Annotated in this window: 19 protein-coding genes and 1 pseudogene; 5 read left to right on the forward strand and 15 right to left on the reverse strand. The window is 63.6% G+C overall.

What is annotated here, in order from left to right; translation table 11 throughout:
* Together ACK5L9_RS23980 and ACK5L9_RS23985 are read right to left on the reverse strand one after the other, a co-directional pair.
* Positions 1 to 195 (reverse strand): annotated as a pseudogene (locus ACK5L9_RS23980) (NAD(P)H-quinone oxidoreductase); the annotation flags it as partial.
* A gap of 5 nt (positions 196 to 200) precedes the next feature.
* Complete coding sequence (locus ACK5L9_RS23985) at positions 201 to 1,178, reverse strand: VOC family protein (protein ID WP_416913970.1); 978 nt, start codon at positions 1,176 to 1,178, stop codon at positions 201 to 203.
* 130 nt (positions 1,179 to 1,308) lie between these two features.
* Here ACK5L9_RS23985 and ACK5L9_RS23990 point away from each other — a divergent pair, with 130 nt between their 5' ends.
* Complete coding sequence (locus ACK5L9_RS23990; protein WP_416913971.1) at positions 1,309 to 2,127, forward strand: helix-turn-helix domain-containing protein; 819 nt, start codon at positions 1,309 to 1,311, stop codon at positions 2,125 to 2,127.
* A 14-nt stretch (positions 2,128 to 2,141) separates the two neighbouring features.
* Here ACK5L9_RS23990 and ACK5L9_RS23995 read toward each other — a convergent pair whose 3' ends face one another.
* The 5 genes from ACK5L9_RS23995 to ACK5L9_RS24015 all read right to left on the reverse strand — a co-directional run bounded on the left by ACK5L9_RS23995 (position 2,142) and on the right by ACK5L9_RS24015 (position 7,630).
* Positions 2,142 to 3,146: a TRAP transporter substrate-binding protein gene (locus tag ACK5L9_RS23995; protein ID WP_416913972.1), complete on the reverse strand. Its 1,005-nt coding sequence runs from the start codon at positions 3,144 to 3,146 to the stop codon at positions 2,142 to 2,144.
* Positions 3,147 to 3,214: 68 nt separating this feature from the next.
* The gene (locus ACK5L9_RS24000; protein WP_416913973.1) at positions 3,215 to 4,516 is read right to left on the reverse strand and encodes a TRAP transporter large permease; all 1,302 of its coding nucleotides are present in this window, start codon (positions 4,514 to 4,516) and stop codon (positions 3,215 to 3,217) included.
* A 33-nt stretch (positions 4,517 to 4,549) separates the two neighbouring features.
* Positions 4,550 to 5,056 (reverse strand): TRAP transporter small permease, encoded by a 507-nt coding sequence (locus ACK5L9_RS24005; RefSeq protein ID WP_416913974.1) that lies wholly within the window; start codon positions 5,054 to 5,056, stop codon positions 4,550 to 4,552.
* Between the two features lie 87 nt (positions 5,057 to 5,143).
* The gene (locus tag ACK5L9_RS24010) at positions 5,144 to 6,712 is read right to left on the reverse strand and encodes a bifunctional 3-(3-hydroxy-phenyl)propionate/3-hydroxycinnamic acid hydroxylase (protein WP_416913975.1); all 1,569 of its coding nucleotides are present in this window, start codon (positions 6,710 to 6,712) and stop codon (positions 5,144 to 5,146) included.
* Positions 6,713 to 7,033: 321 nt separating this feature from the next.
* Complete coding sequence (locus tag ACK5L9_RS24015) at positions 7,034 to 7,630, reverse strand: RsmD family RNA methyltransferase (RefSeq protein ID WP_416913976.1); 597 nt, start codon at positions 7,628 to 7,630, stop codon at positions 7,034 to 7,036.
* 86 nt (positions 7,631 to 7,716) lie between these two features.
* Between ACK5L9_RS24015 and ACK5L9_RS24020 the strand changes: the two genes are divergently transcribed.
* Complete coding sequence (locus ACK5L9_RS24020; protein ID WP_416913977.1) at positions 7,717 to 8,202, forward strand: peroxiredoxin; 486 nt, start codon at positions 7,717 to 7,719, stop codon at positions 8,200 to 8,202.
* Between the two features lie 574 nt (positions 8,203 to 8,776).
* Here ACK5L9_RS24020 and ACK5L9_RS24025 read toward each other — a convergent pair.
* The 6 genes from ACK5L9_RS24025 to cls all read right to left on the reverse strand — a co-directional run bounded on the left by ACK5L9_RS24025 (position 8,777) and on the right by cls (position 14,384).
* Positions 8,777 to 10,003, reverse strand: a complete 1,227-nt coding sequence (locus tag ACK5L9_RS24025; RefSeq protein ID WP_416913978.1) for a saccharopine dehydrogenase C-terminal domain-containing protein — start codon at positions 10,001 to 10,003, stop codon at positions 8,777 to 8,779.
* A gap of 35 nt (positions 10,004 to 10,038) precedes the next feature.
* Positions 10,039 to 11,139 (reverse strand): carboxynorspermidine decarboxylase, encoded by a 1,101-nt coding sequence (locus ACK5L9_RS24030; RefSeq protein WP_416913987.1) that lies wholly within the window; start codon positions 11,137 to 11,139, stop codon positions 10,039 to 10,041.
* An 87-nt stretch (positions 11,140 to 11,226) separates the two neighbouring features.
* Complete coding sequence (locus ACK5L9_RS24035) at positions 11,227 to 11,610, reverse strand: hypothetical protein (RefSeq protein ID WP_416913979.1); 384 nt, start codon at positions 11,608 to 11,610, stop codon at positions 11,227 to 11,229.
* A gap of 12 nt (positions 11,611 to 11,622) precedes the next feature.
* Complete coding sequence (locus ACK5L9_RS24040) at positions 11,623 to 12,411, reverse strand: DUF6478 family protein (RefSeq protein ID WP_416913980.1); 789 nt, start codon at positions 12,409 to 12,411, stop codon at positions 11,623 to 11,625.
* A 195-nt stretch (positions 12,412 to 12,606) separates the two neighbouring features.
* A complete protein-coding gene (locus ACK5L9_RS24045; RefSeq protein ID WP_416913981.1) occupies positions 12,607 to 12,894 on the reverse strand; it encodes a 4a-hydroxytetrahydrobiopterin dehydratase in 288 nt (95 codons plus the stop codon).
* Positions 12,895 to 12,956: 62 nt separating this feature from the next.
* Complete coding sequence (gene cls, locus ACK5L9_RS24050) at positions 12,957 to 14,384, reverse strand: cardiolipin synthase (RefSeq protein WP_416913982.1); 1,428 nt, start codon at positions 14,382 to 14,384, stop codon at positions 12,957 to 12,959.
* Positions 14,385 to 14,472: 88 nt separating this feature from the next.
* On the opposite strand from cls, the gene accD reads away from it, so the two are divergent.
* The 3 genes from accD (at position 14,473) to ACK5L9_RS24065 (ending at position 17,737) form a co-directional block, all read left to right on the forward strand.
* Positions 14,473 to 15,399, forward strand: a complete 927-nt coding sequence (gene accD / locus ACK5L9_RS24055) for an acetyl-CoA carboxylase, carboxyltransferase subunit beta (RefSeq protein WP_416913983.1) — start codon at positions 14,473 to 14,475, stop codon at positions 15,397 to 15,399.
* Between the two features lie 19 nt (positions 15,400 to 15,418).
* A complete protein-coding gene (locus ACK5L9_RS24060) occupies positions 15,419 to 16,690 on the forward strand; it encodes a bifunctional folylpolyglutamate synthase/dihydrofolate synthase (RefSeq protein ID WP_416913984.1) in 1,272 nt (423 codons plus the stop codon).
* A 144-nt stretch (positions 16,691 to 16,834) separates the two neighbouring features.
* Positions 16,835 to 17,737 carry a Hint domain-containing protein gene (locus ACK5L9_RS24065; protein WP_416913985.1) on the forward strand — a complete coding sequence of 301 codons (903 nt, stop codon included), beginning with the start codon at positions 16,835 to 16,837 and terminating at the stop codon, positions 17,735 to 17,737.
* Between the two features lie 16 nt (positions 17,738 to 17,753).
* On the opposite strand, the gene zapE is transcribed toward ACK5L9_RS24065, so the two are convergent.
* Both zapE and ACK5L9_RS24075 read right to left on the reverse strand, forming a co-directional pair.
* Positions 17,754 to 18,884: a cell division protein ZapE gene (gene zapE, locus ACK5L9_RS24070; RefSeq protein WP_416913988.1), complete on the reverse strand. Its 1,131-nt coding sequence runs from the start codon at positions 18,882 to 18,884 to the stop codon at positions 17,754 to 17,756.
* Between the two features lie 623 nt (positions 18,885 to 19,507).
* The coding region (locus tag ACK5L9_RS24075) for a zinc ribbon domain-containing protein YjdM (RefSeq protein ID WP_416913986.1) at positions 19,508 to 19,766 on the reverse strand (259 nt) is incomplete at its 5' end.

The following is a 19,766-nucleotide window of genomic DNA, read 5'->3' on the forward strand; positions in this document are numbered from 1 at the left end:
CCCCGCGACCTCCAGCCCCGGTACCGGCGTGCCGTCGTGATGCGCGCCCGCCTGCCGCTGGTTGCAATCATGCCGGTTCACCCCTGCCGCCGCCACCGCGATCAGCATCTGACCCGGCCCCGGGACCGGCCTGTCGCGCGTGGCAAGGCGCAGCATCTCTGGTCCGCCCGCACCCCGGATTTCAACCGCCCGCATCCGCGTCACCCCTGCCGGATCACGCGGTCCAGCCAGGCGCAGTTGCTGGCCGGATCCGCCGCCCGCCGCCCGCGTCGCGCCGTGTCCATGGCCATTTCACGCAACTGCTGCCTTGCCGGCGAATCCTCGGGCAGATACAACCGCTCGTGCCCCCAGAAACTGGGCCCGTCCGTGGTTTCATGCGCCACCCATGTCTGCGGGTCGATCTCTCGCGCGCCCCAGCCATATTCGACAAAGAACCCCGACGGCGAATTGGCATAAAAGCTGAGCATGTGGTCATTCGAATGCCGCCCAAGCGCATAGGCGACGCGGCCCTGATCCTGCTGCGCCAGATCATAACCCTGTCCGACATCGTCCAGCGACAGCAGTTCGATCATGAAGTGATGGATGCCCCGCCGCCCGCTGCCGACCATGGCAAAGCTGTGATGCCGCCCGTTCAGGTGAAAGAAATACAGCGGATAGGGCGTCAGCCCGTAATCGGTGACGCTGAACCCAAGCAGATCGCGATAGAACGGCAGCAGAATGTCCAGATTCTCGACATGCAGCACCGCATGGCCCATCCCCAGAGGCCCGGTCTTGAACCCCGAGATAGGCCGCCCCGGCGTGAACGGATCCTCTGTCACCTCGGGGTCGCAAAAAACCTCGATCCGGTTGCCGTCGGGGTCATGAAAGGAAATCAGCCGCCCGACCAGACGTTGCGCGGCCAGTGTCGTTTCGGACGTTACCGCGACCCCGGCATTTTCCAGCCGTCCGGCCAGCGCGTCCAGTTCGGCGGGGCTGTTCACCTCCCATCCCATGAAATCCAGCCCGTCATCGCCGTCATCCGTGACCAGCAGCCGCTGCTTGCGGTCATCCATGCGAAAGGCGCGGCTGCCGCGGCTGCCATCCACCCGCTGCATGCCCAGAAGTCCGGTGGCGAAGTGGTCCCAGTCTGCGGTCCGGGACGACCGGATGCCGATATAACCCAGTGCCGCAAGGCTCATGATGTCCTCCTGTCGCTTTGGTCCAGCCTAGTGCGCCGCGCGCGCGCCGCACAGGGCTTTGCCGGATTGTCCGCTGGCCGGACAGCGCGTAAGCTGAACGGGGAACAGGGCCCGCAAGGGGGGAACGCAGATGTCAGGCTTCGAGGCCGTCCGCTCGTTGCGGCGGGGGTTGCAGATATTGCAGGCCGTCAACCAGGGTGACGGGCTCAAGGCGGCTGCGGTGGCGCGGGCGACGGGTATCCCGCGCCCGACCGTCTATCGCCTGCTGGAAACGCTGGAGGCGATGCATTTCGTCATCCGCGACCATTCCAGCGACAACTGGCGGGTGACGCTGCACGCCAAATCGCTAAGCTCGGGGTTCCGCGACGAGGATCGGGTGGTGCAGGCGGCCTTGCCCGCCATGACGCGGCTGGGGCGCGACATCCGCTGGCCCGTCGATCTGGTGACATATCGCAACTATCGCATGCACATCCGCGAATCGACCCATTACACCAGCCCCTATTCGATTGATCAGGGCATGGTCGGGCTGGCCCTGCCAATGCTCGAAGTGTCCAGCGGGCGGGCCTATCTGGCCTTTTCGGGCGATGCCGAACGCGAACATGCGCTGGCGGGGCTGCGCGACGAACTGGGCCTGACCGACCCCATCATCCTGCCCGAGGGTCCGCTGGATGCGCTGCTGGAACAGACCCGGCAGCTTGGCGTCGGCTTTCGGCGCGACCACTTTCGCAAGGGCACATGCAGCATGTCCTCGCCGATTTTCCACGATGGCCAGATCGCCGCCTGCCTGACGATCATCTGGACCACCAGCGCGATGAAATTCGACAAGGCGATCGAGGTCTATCGCGACAAGCTGATCGGCGTCACGCAGGAGGTTTCGGCCGAACTGCGGGCGCTGGCCCTGCCCGAAGACCGGACCGGGCAGGGGGCAGGGCAGGGGGCAGGGGTCTGAACCGGCGGCCCCGCTCAGTTTTCGGCGGCATCCAGCGCGGCGGCAAAGGCGTCATGGATGGCCTGCCCGTTTTCGGTTCCGGCGATCCATTCCTGCGTGGCGACATCCAGCGCCTTGCGCCATTCCCCGGTCTGGGTAGCGTCGGGCGCAAAAATCTGAATGCCGTTTTCCGACACCATCCTTTCCTTTGCCTCAAGGACATTCTGATCGAAGGACGGACCGAAGCGGTCGGCAAAGGCCGCGCCGGAACGCGCGTCTATGACGGCTTTGGCGCTGTCCGACAGGCTTTCGTATTTACGCTTGTTCATCAGCACCAGCATCGGTGTCGTGCCCAGAGGCAGGTCAAGGAAATGCGTGGTGACTTCGCCCAGACGAAAGGTCTCCATCGCGCCCCATTGGGTGAAATTGCCGCTGATCAGGCCCCGGCTTGTGCTTTCGGCGGCGGTCGGTCCGGTGATGCCGCCGACCGGCACCGCGCCAAGGGCATTGATCGCGGTCAGCATGACCGGCCCCGGCGCGCGCAGCTTGACGCCCTTCAGATCGCCGGGGCCTGTCACCGGAATATTGGTCGCCAGCCCGTTGGGATAGGCGGCCAGCACGGCGATCAGCTTGAACTTGTCATAGTCGCCGGTCAGCAGACCGCTTTCATACAGTGACCACATCGCCTTTGAACCGGCGGTGGCATTGGGCACCAGAAAGGGCAGCTCGGCCACGGTGCCCTGATCGAACCGGCCCGGAGAATATCCGGGAATGACCCAAGCAATATCGGCTACGCCATCCTCGACCAGCTTGATCTGCTGCGCGGGGCTGCGGCCAAGTGTGCCGCCGGCAAAGACCCGGATGTCCAGCTCGCCATCCGACGCGGCGCTGACCTCGGCCGCCCATGGCGTCAGGATGTTTTTCGTGACATGCGCGATCGGCGGCTCGAAGCTGGACAGCCGCAGCGTTTCCGCCTGTGCGGCTGCACCGCCAAGGACAAGGCCAAATGCGGCGGTGATGATCGACCTGAACAGGGTCATGATTTCCTCCCGTGGTTTGTTATGTTCCGACATCAGGTGGCCCCCCCCGGCGCGGGGATGCGGCCTGCTCAGCGCAGCACCGAGGGCAGCCACAGCGTCAGTGACGGCACCAGAACCAGCAGCGCAAGGCGCAGCATGTCGGCGACCATATAGGGCGTGACGCCGCGATAGATCGCGCCAAGCGGCACCTCTTTGTGCATGGAGTTCAACAGCATCACGTTGATGCCAAGCGGAGGGGACAACATGCCGATGGCGATCACCACCACATTGACGATGCCCCACCAGACCAGATCATAGCCCAGTCCGGTCACGATGGGGATGACCACCGGCAGCGTAATGATCATCGCCGCCACCTCGTCGAAGAACGCGCCCAGAAAGACGTAAAGCAGCAGCAGCCCAAAGATGACCGCGACCGGCGGGATCGGCAGGGCCGCGATGGAACCGACCAGAAACGCCGCGCCGCCGGTCACGGCGATGAAATAGGAAAAAATTGTCGCGCCAAAGACCATGATATAGATCATCGCCGTGGCCGAACTGGCCTCGGACAGGACTTGCAGAAAGGTTCTGCGGTTCAGTCGGCCCCGGATCAGCGCGAAGAAAAAGGCGATCACCACGCCGACAGCAGCCGCCTCGTTCACGGTGAAAATGCCGGAATAGATGCCACCCATCACCACGACGGCAAGGGTTATCACGCCCCAGCCCTGCGCCACGGCGCGCAGCCTTTCGCGTGGGGCCATGCGGCGCGCCGTCGGTGCCGCCTCGGGTGCGCGCATCACCACATACTGAACGGCGATCACATAGAACAGCACCGCCAGAAGCGCGGGGATGATTGCGGCGGTGAACAGTTGCAGCACCGATTGTTCGGTCAGTACCGCGTAAAGGATCATCATCGCCGATGGGGGCACGATGATCCCCAGCGTTCCGCCCGCCGCAATGGACCCGGCGGCGACCTGCGGAAGATAGCCGCGCTTCAGCATTTCGGGCATGGCGACCCGCCCGAATGTCGCTGTCGTGGCGACGCCCGATCCGCAGATCGCGCCGAAACCGGCGCTTGCAAAGATGGTCGTCGTGGCCAGCCCGCCACGCCTGTGCCCGAAAAACGCGTTCGCCATGTCATAGACATCCGTGGCCAGCCCGCCCGCCGCCGCAAGGCTGCCCATCAGCATGAACAGCGGGATCACCGCCAGATCCAGATTGCTCATCGCGACGGCGGGCTCGCTTGCCATCAGGGACAGGGCAGGGCCCCATCCTGCAAGCTGGGCAAAGCCCGTGACCCCCACCAGCGCCATCGAAATGCCGATGGGGACATGCAGCGCGATCAGAACCATCATCGCGCAAAAGCCCAGCAGGGCAAGATACAAGGGATCCATGGTGTTTCCTGTCTGATTGAACGGTGCCGGGGATCAGAGGCCGGTGCGGTGCCCGGTCAGAAAATCGCTCAGGTCCACCAGCAGGGTCGCCGCCTGCACCACGACCGAGACCGCCATCATCGCCGTCGCCACCGCCCACCACGGCCAGACCTGCCAGCCCAGAACCCAGGTCCGGTCAGCGGTTTCATGCAGCGAGATGGTGTAGGGAATGAAATTCCATGCGATCAGCGCGATAAAGATCAGGGTGGCAAGGCTGGACAGAACCTCCAGCAGGGCACGGAAACGCGGACCTCCGGCAAAGCCCAGAATATCGACGCGGATATTCTGCCTGAAGGCCAGATTGGCGGGGATGCAGGCCGAGATCACCACAGCCATGACCACCGCGCTGATATCGTTGACGCCCTGCAGCGGCGCGTTCAGCAGCCAGCGCAGCGCCACGTCCAGCGCGGTCATCAGCGCCAGGATCAGCAGCCCGGCAAAGCCGATCAGCGCAAGGACGCGCGAAAACACCCTGACGCGCGCGATCATCGTGACAAACATCCTTCCCCCCCGAAGTGAAACACGGTCCTGACCGGTCAGCCTGCCGGTCCGCTGCCCTTTGCTCAACGCGCAGCGACCCGTTGTCCGTCAGCCGGACAACAGCGATGCATAATCCCCCAGCATTCCAGCCAAGCCTGATGGCGCGACCGTCGCGGCGCAATAGCGGTCGGGCCGGACCAGCAGGATCTGGTCGCGATGCGTGCGCAAGGGCCGGGCCGTGGCCGGATCGGTCAGCAAGGCCCGCGCGCCGCCCAACGCCTCAAGATCGACCCGCGCCAGCGGCAGACCGGCCAGCCTGTCCTGCCGCAGCGCCGCCAGCGCCGCCGATCCCGCCCGGTCCTGCGCGATCAGCGCGAAACCCGGCCCCAGCAATTCGTCCAGCAGCACCTCGCCGCCCGGCAGGGGCAGGACGGGCTGCGGAACCATCCCGCCGGTCAGCGAGGCCTCGAACTCGGGATCGTCAAGCCCAAGGAACAGTCCCCGGTCATAGCGGGGCCGGGGCTTGAACCGCATCTGGATCAGATAGTCGCGGACATTCGGAAACGGCTCTAACGCCTTCAGCAGCAGCTTGCGGAACACCAGTTGCTGGGGATCGACAGGCATCACGATGTCGCCCATCGCCACGGCAAGCTGGATCATGTTCCAGGCGGGATCGCGGCGTTCCTGTTCGTAACTGCAAAGGATCGCAGGACTGGCATTGCCTTGTTCCACCGCCGCGATCTTCCAGGCGACATTGTGCGCGTCGCGCAGCCCGGCATTCATGCCCTGCCCGGCAAAGGGCGGGGTCAGATGCGCCGCATCGCCCAACAGCAGCACACGCCCTTCGGCAAATCGGTCGGCGATGCGGGCGTGAAAGGTATAGACCGTCTTGCGCAGGATCTCGGCAGGGTCATAGCGCCGGATCGGAGCCATCAGACCAGTCAGAAAGCTGTCTTGCAGAACCTCGTCACGGGTCTCGCCAGACAGCAGCATGAACTCGTATCGCCGCCCGCCATGCGGGGCGGGGACGCTGACGGCAGGGCGATGTTCGCTGCAATGGAATTTCGAGAACAGGCTGTCATCGGGATCGTTCCGCGTGTCGATGACGATCCAGTCGGCGCTGTAGGTGTTGCCGGTCAGTTCGATCCCCAATGCCTCGCGCGTGGGGCTGCGCCCGCCATCGCAGGCCAGCACCCAATGGGTGCGGATGCGATGTTCGTGCCCGTGCCCGTCGCGCAGAACGACCAATGCGCCTTTTGGCATCCGGTCGATCCGCGTGACGTCCGAGGCAAAGCGCAGCCGTCCCGGCGCGGCCTGTTCCAGCCGGTCGCGCAGCGCGGCCTCCAGCTCGGGCTGGAAAATATAGTGACGCTTGGCAAAGCCGTAATCGCGCGGACCCGCCCCGGTCTCGGCAAAGGCGATGCCGTCATCGCCGTAATAGCGCGACCCGACCCCCTCTTTCGCCTGCGGCAGATAGGTCTTGTGCAGGCCAAAGGTCTGGATCGTCCGCGCGCCCTCGTCATCCAGAACGATGGCGCGGGGCAGATCAAGCGGCTGCGCCTCGCGTTCCAGAAGAATGAAATCGACGCCATGAACCGCCAGCAGATTGGCTGCCGTCAGCCCTGTCGGGCCGCCGCCAATAATGACGACGGGGCATTCCGTGGGATAGCTGACCATCGGGTTTCCCTTCGCTTCGACATCCGCATTCGTTGCGGATCTTGTCCCCCGAAGCGGGGGTGCCGATCCATGCGCAGGGGAAAACTGTCCGCCGGACGGACAGCGAAGATGAGGGGGCGGAAAGGGAGGGGGCGGGCCGTGCAAAGCCCGGCCCGTCGCTGCCGCCCGGCCGGAGGCGCGCTTCGCGCGCGGGCGGTCTGCGGGTGGGTCCGCTCGGCTTGTATCCATGGCACCGCCGGGCCAGCAGCCAACCGTTCCCTGCCGCAGCGGAAAGCGGGGGGTCCGGGGGGCGCAGCGCCCCCGGCCACCGCGGGACGCAATTCACCCGGCGGTGACGCTGAACCCCGCATCCCCCGCCAACGGCATCCGTGCCATGGTGACGAGGCTGCTGCCATAGCTGCGCTGATCCAGCAGGATCAGCGGCGCGGGCAGGGCCGGGGGGCGGGCTTCCTCCCAGATAATCGTTGCGCCCGGAGCGATCCAGCCGCCCCCCAGCGCCGAGGCGATCGCCTCTTCGCCAAGGCTTTTGCCATAGGGCGGATCAAGGAAGATCAGGCCATAGGCCGCGCTGCGATTTACGCCCAGCCTTGTGGCGTCGCGACGCCAGATGTCGGTCATCCCCATGGCCCGCGCGCGTTCCACATTGCCACGGATCAGCGCCCGCGCCTTGACCCCGTCATCCACAAAGGCCACCCGCGCCGCCCCGCGCGACAGGGCCTCAAGCCCAAGCGCACCGGTTCCGGCGAACAGATCCAGCACTCTTGCGCCGGGCAGCGGATTACCGTGATTGCCATTGACCAGCAGGTTGAAGATCGCCTCGCGCACCCGGTCGGTGGTGGGGCGCAGATGCGCCGCTGTGTCGCCTTCGCCGATATCGGCCAGCTTCAGCCCGCGCAGATTGCCGCCAACGATCCTCATTCCCTTATCCGCCCGCCTGTCTCTGGTCCGTCATCCGACCATAGCCTATAGTCGGGGCGAATCCGTTGCAATTCAGGGAGGGCGTAATGAGCATTCAGCCGGGCGATATTTTTCCTGCGGGGAAGCTGCTGAAACTGGGCGAGGGCGGTCCCGAAGCCGTTGATACGGGCGATCTGGCCGGTGGACGCGTGGCGATCTTCGGGCTGCCGGGCGCCTTTACCGGCACCTGCACCAATGCCCATATCCCCAGCTTCATCCGCACCGCCGACCAGTTCCGCGCCAAGGGCGTCAGCCGGATCATCTGCCTGACGGTGAACGACCCCTTCGTCTGTGACGCATGGTCGAAAAGCACCGGCGCAGGCGATGCCGGGATCGAGATTCTGGCTGATGCCGATGGCAGTGTCACCAAGGCCCTGGGGCTGGATTTCGACGTGCCCCCGGCGGGCTTGTTCGGTCGCTGCAAACGCTTTGCGGCGCTGATGTCGGGCGGCAAGATCGAAGTGATCAACATCGAGGATTCGCCCGGCACTTGCAGCGTCAGCGCGGGCGAGGCGCTGCTGGAAAAGGCCTGATACAGGCCGGGCACAAGGCGGTGACACCAGCTTTCAGGGTCCGTTGACCCGACGCCACACCGCTGCCGCCCAACTGCCCGAAGGCGCAGCCGCTTCATGGCCGCAAGCACCCGACCGGGCAGACGTTGGGGAAACGGAAAGGGGGATGCGGTTCGGGCAAAGCCCGAACCGCCCGCTGCCGCCCGGCTTAGGGCGCGCCTTCGGCGCGCGCTTCGGCCTGTGGATGGCAAGGCAGGACACACCGCCCGAAATCAGGGCCGCAACCCGCCGCGCCTCAACACCTTCGCCCGGATGGCACCACCACCCGCCAACGAACAAACGCTGCGCCGCAGGCAATAGCCGGGGGTCCGGGGGATGCAATCCCCCCGGCCACCGCGGGACGCAAATCAGCAGCGCTGACGTCACGCAACGCACGATAGCGGTGTACAGCCTGTGCACATCCCGTGCCGCCCCTGTGCCCGGCCTGTGCAGCGCCAAACCCAGCATTTGCCGGGCTTTCTCCACGCCACCCCAAGCCTCTGTTGCGCGCACAGCCAAAGCAACGCGCGCAGGCGTTGCGCGACAGCCCGGCCGATCAGATCGGATGATCGCCCGCCGCGTCGATTACGCGGGTGGGCAGGCCCATCTGGCCCAGAAGTTCAAGAAAGGGCCGTGCAGGCAGCTCTTCGACATTGACCATCTTCGCGACATCCCACGTCCCGCGCGCGATCAGGATTGCGGCGGCGACGGGCGGCACGCCGGCGGTATAGCTGATGCCCTGACTGCCGACCTCGGTATAGGCGTCCTTGTGATCGGCGATGTTATAGACAAAGACCTCGCCCTGCGTGCCGCCCGCGCTGCCCTTGACCAGATCGCCGATGCAGGTCTTGCCGGTATAGTCGGGCGCAAGGCTGGCCGGGTCGGGCAGCACCGCCTTGACCAGCTTCAGCGGCACGACCTGTTGCCCCTCGGCGGTCGTGACGGGCTGTTCGGACAGCAGGCCCAGATTCTGCAACACGGTAAAGACATTGATATAGTGGTCGCCAAAGCCCATCCAGAACCGCACATCCGCATCGGCATAGCGCGTGGACAGGCTGTGTACCTCGTCATGGCCGGACAGATAGGCGGTGCGCTTGCCGACGACGGGCAGATCCCATTCGCGGCCGATCTCGAACATGCGGTTTTCCTGCCACTTGCCGCCCTGCCATGAATAGACCGTGCCGGTAAATTCGCGGAAATTGATCTCGGGGTCGAAATTCGTGGCGAACCAGCGGCCATGATCGCCCGCGTTGATGTCCACGATGTCGATGCTGTCGATCCGGTCGAAATATTCATCTTCGGCAAAGCGGGCATAGGCGTTCACAACGCCCGGATCGAAGCCGCAGCCCAGAATTGCCGTGATCCCGGCGTTTTCGACGTCCTCGCGCCGTTTCCATTCGTAATTCGCATACCATGGCGGCGTTTCGCAGACCCTTGAGGGATCCTCGTGGATGGCGGTGTCGATATAGGCCGTGCCCGCGCGGATGCAGCCGTCAAGCACGGTCATGTTGATAAAGGCAGTGCCGACATTGATGACGATCCCGGCATCCACCTGCCGGATCAGCGCCTCGACCGCGCCCGCATCCATCGCATCCAGCGCGTGACTGGTGAAGGGCATCCGATGGCCCTTGTCGCGCAGGGTGGCGATGATGGCATCGGCCCTGGCCTGCGTGCGGTTGGCGATATGCAGATCGCCGAACTCGGCCGCCCATTGCGCGGTCTTGTGCGCCGTCACTTGCGCGACGCCGCCCGCGCCGATGATGAGGACATTCTTCTTGGCCAATTCTGTCTCCTTTCCCGATGGCAGAGGTGGATGCCTTAGGACAGGCTGGATTTATAGTCGTCGTAGGAAAATCGCCGGACCGTGCGGATCTTTCCGTCCTCTTCCCGGATGGCGATGGAGGGCATGTTCACGCCGTTGAACCAGTTCTTCTTGACCATCGTATAGCCCGCCGCATCCGAGATGCTGACCCTGTCGCCGATCTTCAGAGGCTGCGCAAAGCGCGCCTCGCCGAAAATGTCGCCCGCAAGGCAGGTCTTGCCCGCGATCTGATAGGCGTGACCGCCCGCCTGCGGCAGCTTTGCCGTTTCGCGATAGATCAGCAGATCCAGCATATGCGCCTCGATGCTGCTGTCCACGATGGCGACATCCTTGCCGTTCTGGATCAGATCGAGGACCGAGACCTCCAGCGTGGCCGCGCCGCTGATGCTGGCCTCGCCCGGTTCCAGATAGACCTGCACGCCGTGGGTCTGGCTGAAACCGGTCAGACGGTCGGCCAGACGGTCCAACGGATAGCCCTCGCCGGTGAAATGGATGCCGCCGCCAAGGCTGACCCAGTCCAGCCGTTGCAGGATGTCGCCGAATTCGGCCTCGATCCGGGCAAGCTGATGGTCGAACAGGTCGAAATCGGCGTTCTCGCAATTATAATGGATCATCACCCCGCTGATCCGGTCCATCGCCGATTCCAGCCGGGTGATGTCCCATTCGCCCAGACGGCTGAAGGGGCGCGCGGGGTCGGCCAGATCGAAACCGCTGGTCGAAAAGCGCGGGTTCAGCCGCAGGCCCCGCGCGATGTCGGCGGCCTTGTCGGCGAAACGGTCAAGCTGGCCAAGGCTGTTGAAGATGATCTTGTCAGCATATGAAATCGCCTCGTCGATCTCGTGATCGGCCCAGGCGACGCTGTAGGCATGGGTTTCCTTGCCAAATTCCTGACGCCCCAGCCGCAGTTCGAACAGGCTGGACGAGGTGGTGCCATCCATATGGTCACGCATCAGGTCAAAGACCGACCAGGTGGCGAAACATTTCAGCGCCAGCAGCGCCTTTGCGCCCGAGCGTTCCCTCAGCCGCGAGATTTTGTCCATATTGGCGCGCAGACTGGCCTTGTCGATCAGATAGAACGGGGTTTGCAGTTCTGCCATGACGCAACCTTGCTGGGCGAAATCGGAAGGACCGGTATAGCCCCGGCCCGCAGCTTTCGCAAGAAAGCGTGTCATTGCCGTGACAGGTCAGCCCTCCGAGGCCAGCCGCCGGAATTCGCGTTTCAGCAGCTCCAGCTCGGCGCGCAGCATCTGGATTTCGGTTGCCAGATCCTCGTCCAGAGGTGCCCCCGCGACGATGTTCAGCCGGTCCAGCCGCAACGCGCCGTGATGCACAGGTTCTGCCCCTTCACCGGCGTCGGCGATCAGCAGAAAGCTGTGGCGGCCGTCCGACAGGCTTTCGGGGGGCAGGTCGATCTCGGCATGCCAGAACCCGTCTCCATCCGGCGTCATCCGCGCCAGCGAGACCACTTCGCCGTGATGAACAAGGCAAATGCGCGGCGGCAGGGTCGCTGCGGCGATGCGCCCCGACCAGATGCCGCCCTTCAGTCCGTGGCTGGTAAATTGCGCCATCCCATTCCCTTGTCAGATTTCAGCCCGCATATGCCGCGACAGCACGACATCCCCAAGCTCGACCCCGTTCATGTGTGGCGCTTCAAAGATCAGATCCAGCCAGACCTTTTCGATCCGCCTTTCGGTCAGTTCTGCATAGGCCAGATCGAATTCGATCACCCGGTGGCAGGTCTGGTCGCTGATCGGGTCGCCAAGCTGGCGCAGCATCTGTGCGGTGTTCGGCCCATGCAGCAGGTTCAGCCGACCATAGACAGTCACCGGCCGTTCCGCCTGCAGGACGGTTTCCAGCCGCAGGATATGGCTTGTGCCCAGACCCTCCAGCACCGTTTCGGGCAGGTCCAGCGACAATGACAGATAGCTGCCGGAAAAGCCCATCACCTCAAGCGACATGCCGAAAGGTGCCAGATCGGTGCTGCGGCGGTTGCGGCGCTGACGCAGGATCAGTGCCCGATGCGCGCAGTCATGCCAGACGGCGACCTCGTGCCCAAGCCGCTGGCCATTCCTCGGCTCGACCAGCGCGGAAGGAGCGATCGGTCCGCAGAACATTCCCGGCCGCCAGCGCCAGTCGGTTCCCAGCGGCAGGTTCATGTCGGCCAAGGCGGCGCGGATTCTGATTGCGCGGGGGTCGGTCAATTGCAGAAAGCTGCTCAGATCGCGGTGCAGGGCCTCGGCCTCGTCGCGCAATTCGGGATCGGACGGGCGGATGCCGTCGCGCAGAGAGCGTGAAATCGTGCTCCATTGCCGCGCGGCGCGTTCCCGAAGCGGGCGCGCCAGCAAGCTGTTCAGTCTGATTGCGTTCATCGGGTCACGTTGCCAATATTGCGTCCAATTTTCACGAATCCCGATCATGTCGGGCCAAGCATGCCACGCAGTGGTTAAAACCCTGTTAAAGCCCGCGCCCCCAAAGACCATAATCCGGCCGGGGCGGAATCTGGAACTCAATTCACCGTTGCATCATTGAACAGGGTACCGCCTGCGGCACCCCTGAATCAAGCGTCAGGCGACCAACCCATCCGTACGCGCCGCGCAAATGAAATCATTCTCTGACAACCCGCCAACAGCATGAGTCGTATAGACGATTTCGCAATATCCATATCCGAAAGTGATATCCGGATGGTGGCCCTGACGGTGGCCGACCCATGCGGCACGATTGGCCATCTCGACCGCGCGCACATACCCCTTGAAGGCGAAACGCCGCCGGATGCTGGTGCCGTCGTCGGACAGCACCCAGCCATCAAGCTGCGGCATCAGAGCCTCGGCCCCGGCGCGGGTCATCGCGGGCATATCACCTTGACAAGGCTTGCAAAACCTGTCCGCCAAACGATCCGTCATTCTGTTTCCTCCTGTCACAAAAGCGGCGAGGCCAGCGCCAGCATGTTGTTGCGCAGCCTGCGCAGCCAGCTCCAGTTGCGAACCTCGTCCAGGGTGATCTCGGTCGCGCGATCAGCATAGCTTTGCTGCCTTGCGTCCAGATCGGCCACAAAATCCTGATCGAATACGGTCATATTGACCTCGTAATTCAATTCAAAGCTGCGGCGATCAAGGTTTGCGCTGCCAAAGGTTGCGATTCGCCCGTCTACGGTCATGATCTTGGCATGCAGCAGACCGGGGCGGAACAGGTACAATCTGACCCCCGCCGCCAGCAGTCCGTAATAGAACCCCTCGCTGGTCGCGCCCACCACCAGCGAATCATTTCGTGCGGGCAGTATCATCGTCACCTCGATCCCGCGCCGCGCCGCGCCGCGAATCGCCGCGTCCAGCGGGCCATCGGGCACGTAATAGGGCGTGGTGATCATCACCTTGTCGCGCGCGCCATACAGCATCGTCACCAGACAGTCCGAGATGCTGCCTGCCCGCAGATCCGGCCCGGTCGCCACCACCTGCGCGGCCATGTTTCCGCCCTCGACCGCGCCCACCAGTTCCAGCATGTCGCCCAGATCGCGGCCCGTATAGCTCATCCAGTCGGCAAGAAAGACGGATTGCAATTGCCTGACCACCGGCCCCTCGACCGACATCAGCACGTCGATCCAAGGCGCAAAGCGCGGCTTGACCGCAAAGGCCAGATCGGCGCAGTTCCGGCTGCCGGTAAAGGCAATGCGGTTGTCCACCACCACGATCTTGCGGTGATTGCGCAGATCCAGCCGCTGAAACAGCAGGCTGATGAAGGGCAGACCCCAGGGAAAGGCGGTCACGCAATCGGCCCCGGCTTTCTGCATCTGCGTCCACAGGTCTGAACCGGCCAGCGCCCGCGATCCCAGTGCATCGACGATCACCCGGCAGGCCACGCCGCGCCCGGCCGCGCGCATGATCGCCTGCGCGACCTTCTGCCCACTGTCATCGGGCAGCCAGATGTAAAACAGCACATGCACATGATCCAGCGCGTTGTCTATGGCCGCGATCATGGCGTCGATGGCGCTGTCATCCTCGGGCAGCAGGCGGATCCGGTTGCCGCCTACCGCACGCCAGCCGCCCACCGCCATGTTCGCCGCCATGACCGGACGCGCGAAATTCGGCGGATCCTTGACCAGCCACGGGCTTGGGGAGCGCAGCCCGGTCAGCCGGTCGCGGACATCGGCCATGCGCTGCACCTCGGCCTGGCGCATCCGCACCTCGCCGAACAGCAGATAGGCGACGATGCCGATCAGCGGCACGGTCTCGATCACCATGATCCAGACCAGCCGCACCGAAGGATCCACGCGCGGCCGCAGCAGCACCCTGACGACCACCATCAGACTAAGCGTGGTATGCAGGATCAAAAACAACGAGGTCCACATGCGCGCATCTTCATCCGGGGACTGGGCAATTGCAATTCCCCGCGTCGCCGCCTATCTGGGTGCCGGAAGCTGCAGAAGGCCGCCCGCGATGAACTGGATTACCAACTATGTCCGCCCGCGTATCAATTCGTTGTTCTCGCGCCGGGAAGTGCCCGAAAACCTGTGGACGAAATGCCCCGAATGCGGAACCATGCTGTTCCACCGGGAATTGTCGGACAACCTGAATGTCTGCACGAATTGCGATCACCATCTGGCCATCACCCCGCGCGAACGCTTTGGCGCGCTGTTCGATGGCGGTGTGTTTGTCGAGGTGAAAATCCCCGAGCCGCTGGCCGATCCGCTGCAATTCCGTGATCAAAAGAAATATCCCGACCGGATGAAGGCCGCGCGCCATTCCACCGGTGAAAAGGACGCGATGCTGGTCGCCGAGGGCGAGATGGGGCGCACCCCCATCGTGGCCGCCGCGCAGGATTTCAGCTTTATGGGCGGGTCGATGGGCATGTATGTCGGCAATGCCATCATCGCCGCCGCCGAACGCGCCGTGAAACTGAAACGTCCGCTGGTGCTGTTCTCGGCGGCGGGTGGGGCGCGGATGCAGGAAGGTATCCTGTCGCTGATGCAGATGCCGCGCACCACCGTTGCGGTCGAGATGCTGAAAGAGGCCGGTCTGCCCTATGTCGTGGTGCTGACCCATCCGACGACCGGCGGTGTCACTGCCAGCTATGCCATGCTGGGCGATATCCAGATTGCCGAACCCGGCGCGCTGATCTGTTTTGCCGGGCCGCGTGTCATCGAACAAACCATCCGCGAAAAACTGCCCGAGGGGTTCCAGCGCGCCGAATACCTGCTGGAGCATGGCATGCTGGACCGCGTGACCCACCGCAAACATCTGCGCGACGAACTGACCTCGATCCTGCGGATGCTGGGCGGTATGCCCGCGCCGACCAAGGCCGACCTGCCCGCGCCCTCGCCTGCGGAAACCGCGATGGCCGCCAAACCCGCTGCCGCCCCCTGACCGGCACCGACCCGCGCACATGAGCCAATCCGACGCCATCCTTGACCGCCTCATGTCGCTTCACCCAAAGGTGATCGACCTGTCGCTGGACCGGATGCACCGGATTCTGGCTGCGCTGGACCATCCCGAACGCCGGCTGCCCAAGGTGATCCATATCGCGGGGACGAATGGCAAGGGATCTACCCTGGCGATGATCAGGGCGGGGCTGGAGGCGGGCGGAGCGCGCGTCCATACCTATACCTCGCCGCATCTGGTGCGGTTCCATGAACGGATCCGGCTGGCGGGCGATCTGATCCCCGAACCCGACCTTGCCACCACGCTTGAGGAATGTGAGGCTGCCAATGCCGGTCAGCCGATCACCTTTTTCGAAATCACCACCGCCGCCGCATTTCTGGCCTTTTCCCGCGTTCCGGCGGATTACACCCTGCTTGAGGTGGGTCTGGGCGGGCGGCTGGACGCCACCAATGTGATCGACCACCCACGCCTGACGGTGATCACCCCGGTCAGCATCGATCACACGCAATATCTGGGCGAGACATTGCCCGAGATCGCGGGCGAAAAGGCGGGCATCATCAAGCCGCGCGTGCCCTGCGTCGTTGGCCCTCAGCAGGAACAAGCCCTGCGGGTGATCGAGGCACGCGCCTCGGGGCTGACCGCGCCCCTGTCGGTTTACGGCCAGCACTGGCAGGTCGCGCCAGACCGCGACGGCATCATTTTTCAGGACGATCATGGGCTGTGGGATTTGCCGCGCCCCAATCTGATCGGCGCGCATCAGATCCAGAATGCCGGAACCGCGCTGGCCGCATTGCGCGAGTTGGGCGCGACCGAAAGGCAGGCCCGTGCCGCCGTCACCAGTGCCGAATGGCCCGCCCGCATGCAGCGCCTGACAGGTGGTCCCCTGGTCGAGGCGGCGGGCCCGCTGGCGGAACTGTGGCTGGATGGCGGGCACAACCCTGCGGGAGGCGAGGCGCTGGCCGCGACGCTGGCCGGCATGCCCGCGCGGCCGACCCATCTGATCTGCGGTATGCTGAACACCAAGGATATTGGCGGCTATCTGCGCCCGCTGGCTGCGCATGTGGCAAGCCTGACCGCCATCGAAATCGCGGGTGAACAGAACACGCTATCCGCTAAAGACACGGCAAAATATGCACGCAATGCGTGTATTTTTTCTTGCATTTCGGAAACGCCGCTTGCCGCTGTACAGCGAATCACCCGCGCCGAACCTCGCGCGCGGATCCTGATATGCGGCTCTCTCTACCTGGCGGGACGTATCCTGAAGGATAGTTTCTGACCCCCATTTGGGTTAAAAAACTATTCTTTTGTACAGCCTTGACCCGGCCTGTCCATTTTCCTGTTTGCAATCAGCACCTTCGACACTAACAAAAGTATATAGATAAAATTTTATCTATGTTTTTTTCGATCTCGGAGTGTAGCTGTGTCTCTTATTTCGATCACTCTTTACGCGACTACTATTGCAGACGGAATCGTTCAGGCAGACTCGACTCAAATTACTATCGATCTGGACGATCTTAACGGTGACGGCATCATCAGCCGTGATGACTGGGCGAATTATACGGCCGATCCAAATGGCCATATCGCCGGGTTCACCGACCCACCGGCGCTGTTCAACGGCGATGAAACGGGGAACGTCCTGTTCGGGACACTCTATTCCCCGGTCGAGTACAGTACCGGTGACGACATCACGGATCTGTTGAAGACGCTCACAAAGTCCAAGTACTATCCACAGATCGACGGGCTTAACATTTGCTATCTGGCGGGGACGATGATTGCGACCCCGCAGGGCGACGTTCCTGTCGAGACGCTGAAGACGGGCGATCTGGTCATGACGGTCGATAACGGACCGCAACCGGTCGTCTGGGCCAGTTCGTCCTTCGTGACACGCGGCGATCTGGATGTGGCGCCGAACCAGCGCCCCATCCGCATCGAGGCGGGGGCTTTGGGCAACGACCTGCCGCGCAATGCGGTCGAGGTCTCGCCCCAGCACCGGGTGGTTGTGGCTGACGCCGATGGCGACGAGTTCATGATCTCGGCCCGGCACTTGATGATGGCGGGTACCCCCGGCGTCCATCTGTGCCCCGAGAAAAAGGACTTTACGCTGGTCCATGTGGCCTGCGCCAATCACGAAGTCCTGCTGGCCGAAGGTGCACCGATGGAGTCGTTCTATACCGGCAAGATGGCCATCAAGGCCCTTGGGATTCCACAGCGGCTGGCGCTGATTGCGGCATTCCCGGAAATCGGCAGCGGTGAAAACCCCATGCAGCCGGCCCGGCCCTTCATCAAGCATCGCGACTATTCGGCGATGCTGCAAACGGCCTGAACCCCGCCGCGCCCGGTTATTCGGCTACGGCCTGATCGGGCGCGGCACGTCCCCATGCGGCATCCTGCATTTCGTGCAGGCGGCTGGCGGTGCGTTCAAATTCAAAGCTGCCCGGCCCCTCGGCATACAGCCGTTCCGGGGCGTCTGCTGCGCTGGCGATCAGCCGGATCCGGGCCTCGTACAGCGCGTCGATCAGCGTGACGAAACGCTTGGCCTCGTTATAGTTCGAGCCACCAAGCCGCGGAATTTCATCCATGATCAGCACATCCAGCCGACGCGCGATTTCAAGATAATCCGCCGGGCCAAGGGGCTGGCCGCATAGGGTCCAGAAATCCGCGCGACCGATGCGGCCCGCGCAGGCAGGCAGGCTGAAACTGCGGCCCTTCATCTCGATCAGGCAGGGCGCGGCGGGGGCATTGCCGGTCTCATCGCGCCAGATTGCGTCCAGCAACATGCGGGTCTCGGCATCTGCGGGGGTGTACCAGACCTGATCGCCAAGGGTGCGATTCTGGCGGTAATCGGTCTGGCTGTCCAGACAGATTACCTCCATCCTTTCGCGGATCAGCGCGATGAAGGGCAGGAAAAGCTGGCGGTTCAGGCCGTTCTTGTACAGATCCTCGGGCACCCTGTTCGAGGTGGTCACGATGGTCACGCCCAGTTCGAACAGAACCTGAAACAGCCGCCCCACGATCATCGCGTCGGCAATGTCGGTGATCTGCATCTCGTCAAAGCAAAGCAGCCGCACGGATCGGGCGACGCCGACGGCGACGGGGCGCACGGTGTCCTGATCGCCCCGCTTGCGCGCCTCTTCCAGCCCGGTGTGAATTTCCTGCATGAATTCGTGAAAATGCACGCGTCTGACGCCCATATCCGGCGCGGCCTCGACAATCAGATCCATCAGCATCGACTTGCCACGCCCGACGCCGCCCCACAGATAGATACCCCGTTGCGCGGGGGAAGGGTCCGGGTCAGCGCCGCCGGCAAAGAAGGCCCGCCAGTTCGAGCGGGGTTTCTGAGGGGCAGGCGCGGTCTCGGGCAGATCACGGATCACGCGATCCAGCACGGGAAGAACGGCCTCTTGCGCCGGATCGGGGCTGATCCGTCCTTCTGCGACGCGCTGCCGGTAAAGATGTGTCACACTGTCCATAGCAGCCAAGTGCCACGCGCCTGCCTTTCCCGCAAGAGGCCGCTTGACCGGCCCGCGCCCTCTGTGCGACCCCGGTTGCGTGCCTGCCGCGAAAGGAAACGATGGCTGTGACCCTGCCAGACCGGATCGCCGGATTTCCCGTCCTGTTCGTTATGGCTGCCCGGTCCGAATACGGACCGCATCTGCGCCATCGTCAATCACCAAGCCGCGCCCCCCGGCAGTTATAAAGCAGAGACCGCGCCGGGACAATTTTTCGAGGCGCCCGGTAGTGAAATCGCGATTGTCCCCCTCGTATCCAAGCCCCCAGCACCAAAATTCTCCAATGGGTGAAAAGAACTGGTATGTATAGCTGACGGCAGCCAATTTGATCATCAAATTGGCGCAGCATCAGCGTAAAATCAAAGGATTATAACCTGACAGCATAATCAAGATAAAGTCGTCAGGCTATATGGTGACGGCACGCGAAATGGTGCTTGTTGTGCGTATGGGGATATGCTGTGGGGAACTGGCTTTTGGGTGGAATTCGTTGCAGATGAGTTGGTGCTTTTGCCGGGCTTGTCGATCCCGGTGCCAGAAGCGGTGCGGCGGGCCGGGCCGGATGGGCGGCGCGGCGCGGTCAGGGCTTAGTCGTTGACCTTCTTGACGAATTGCGATTTCAGGCCGATCTGGCCGATGCCCGGGATCTTGCAGTCGATGTCGTGGTCGCCATCCACCAGCCGGATGCCCCGGACCCTGGTGCCGACCTTGATCACGCTGGACGATCCTTTCAGCTTCAGATCCTTGATCACGCTGACCGTATCGCCATCGGCCAGCAGATTGCCGACGCTGTCACGCGTTTCGGGGCCGGTCTCCGATATGGCGTCGGGGGACCATTCATGCCCG

It is taken from the genome of Paracoccus sp. (in: a-proteobacteria), assembly GCF_047973135.1.
GTDB lineage: Bacteria > Pseudomonadota > Alphaproteobacteria > Rhodobacterales > Rhodobacteraceae > Paracoccus.

What these genes read in the sequence shown, in the direction of transcription:
- ACK5L9_RS23990 (WP_416913971.1), top strand. Translation starts at nt 1,309, where the DNA reads ATGTCAGGCTTCGAGGCCGTCCGCTCGTTGCGGCGGGGGTTGCAGATA.
- ACK5L9_RS24045 (WP_416913981.1), bottom strand. Translation starts at nt 12,894, where the DNA reads ATGCCCGCGATGACCCGCGCCGGGGCCGAGGCTCTGATGCCGCAGCTT.
- ACK5L9_RS23985 (WP_416913970.1), bottom strand. Translation starts at nt 1,178, where the DNA reads ATGAGCCTTGCGGCACTGGGTTATATCGGCATCCGGTCGTCCCGGACC.
- ACK5L9_RS24060 (WP_416913984.1), top strand. Translation starts at nt 15,419, where the DNA reads ATGAGCCAATCCGACGCCATCCTTGACCGCCTCATGTCGCTTCACCCA.
- ACK5L9_RS24010 (WP_416913975.1), bottom strand. Translation starts at nt 6,712, where the DNA reads ATGGTCAGCTATCCCACGGAATGCCCCGTCGTCATTATTGGCGGCGGC.
- cls (WP_416913982.1), bottom strand. Translation starts at nt 14,384, where the DNA reads ATGTGGACCTCGTTGTTTTTGATCCTGCATACCACGCTTAGTCTGATG.
- ACK5L9_RS24030 (WP_416913987.1), bottom strand. Translation starts at nt 11,139, where the DNA reads ATGGCAGAACTGCAAACCCCGTTCTATCTGATCGACAAGGCCAGTCTG.
- ACK5L9_RS24020 (WP_416913977.1), top strand. Translation starts at nt 7,717, where the DNA reads ATGAGCATTCAGCCGGGCGATATTTTTCCTGCGGGGAAGCTGCTGAAA.
- ACK5L9_RS24040 (WP_416913980.1), bottom strand. Translation starts at nt 12,411, where the DNA reads ATGAACGCAATCAGACTGAACAGCTTGCTGGCGCGCCCGCTTCGGGAA.
- ACK5L9_RS24005 (WP_416913974.1), bottom strand. Translation starts at nt 5,056, where the DNA reads ATGTTTGTCACGATGATCGCGCGCGTCAGGGTGTTTTCGCGCGTCCTT.
- ACK5L9_RS23995 (WP_416913972.1), bottom strand. Translation starts at nt 3,146, where the DNA reads ATGACCCTGTTCAGGTCGATCATCACCGCCGCATTTGGCCTTGTCCTT.
- ACK5L9_RS24035 (WP_416913979.1), bottom strand. Translation starts at nt 11,610, where the DNA reads ATGGCGCAATTTACCAGCCACGGACTGAAGGGCGGCATCTGGTCGGGG.
- accD (WP_416913983.1), top strand. Translation starts at nt 14,473, where the DNA reads ATGAACTGGATTACCAACTATGTCCGCCCGCGTATCAATTCGTTGTTC.
- zapE (WP_416913988.1), bottom strand. Translation starts at nt 18,884, where the DNA reads ATGGACAGTGTGACACATCTTTACCGGCAGCGCGTCGCAGAAGGACGG.
- ACK5L9_RS24000 (WP_416913973.1), bottom strand. Translation starts at nt 4,516, where the DNA reads ATGGATCCCTTGTATCTTGCCCTGCTGGGCTTTTGCGCGATGATGGTT.
- ACK5L9_RS24015 (WP_416913976.1), bottom strand. Translation starts at nt 7,630, where the DNA reads ATGAGGATCGTTGGCGGCAATCTGCGCGGGCTGAAGCTGGCCGATATC.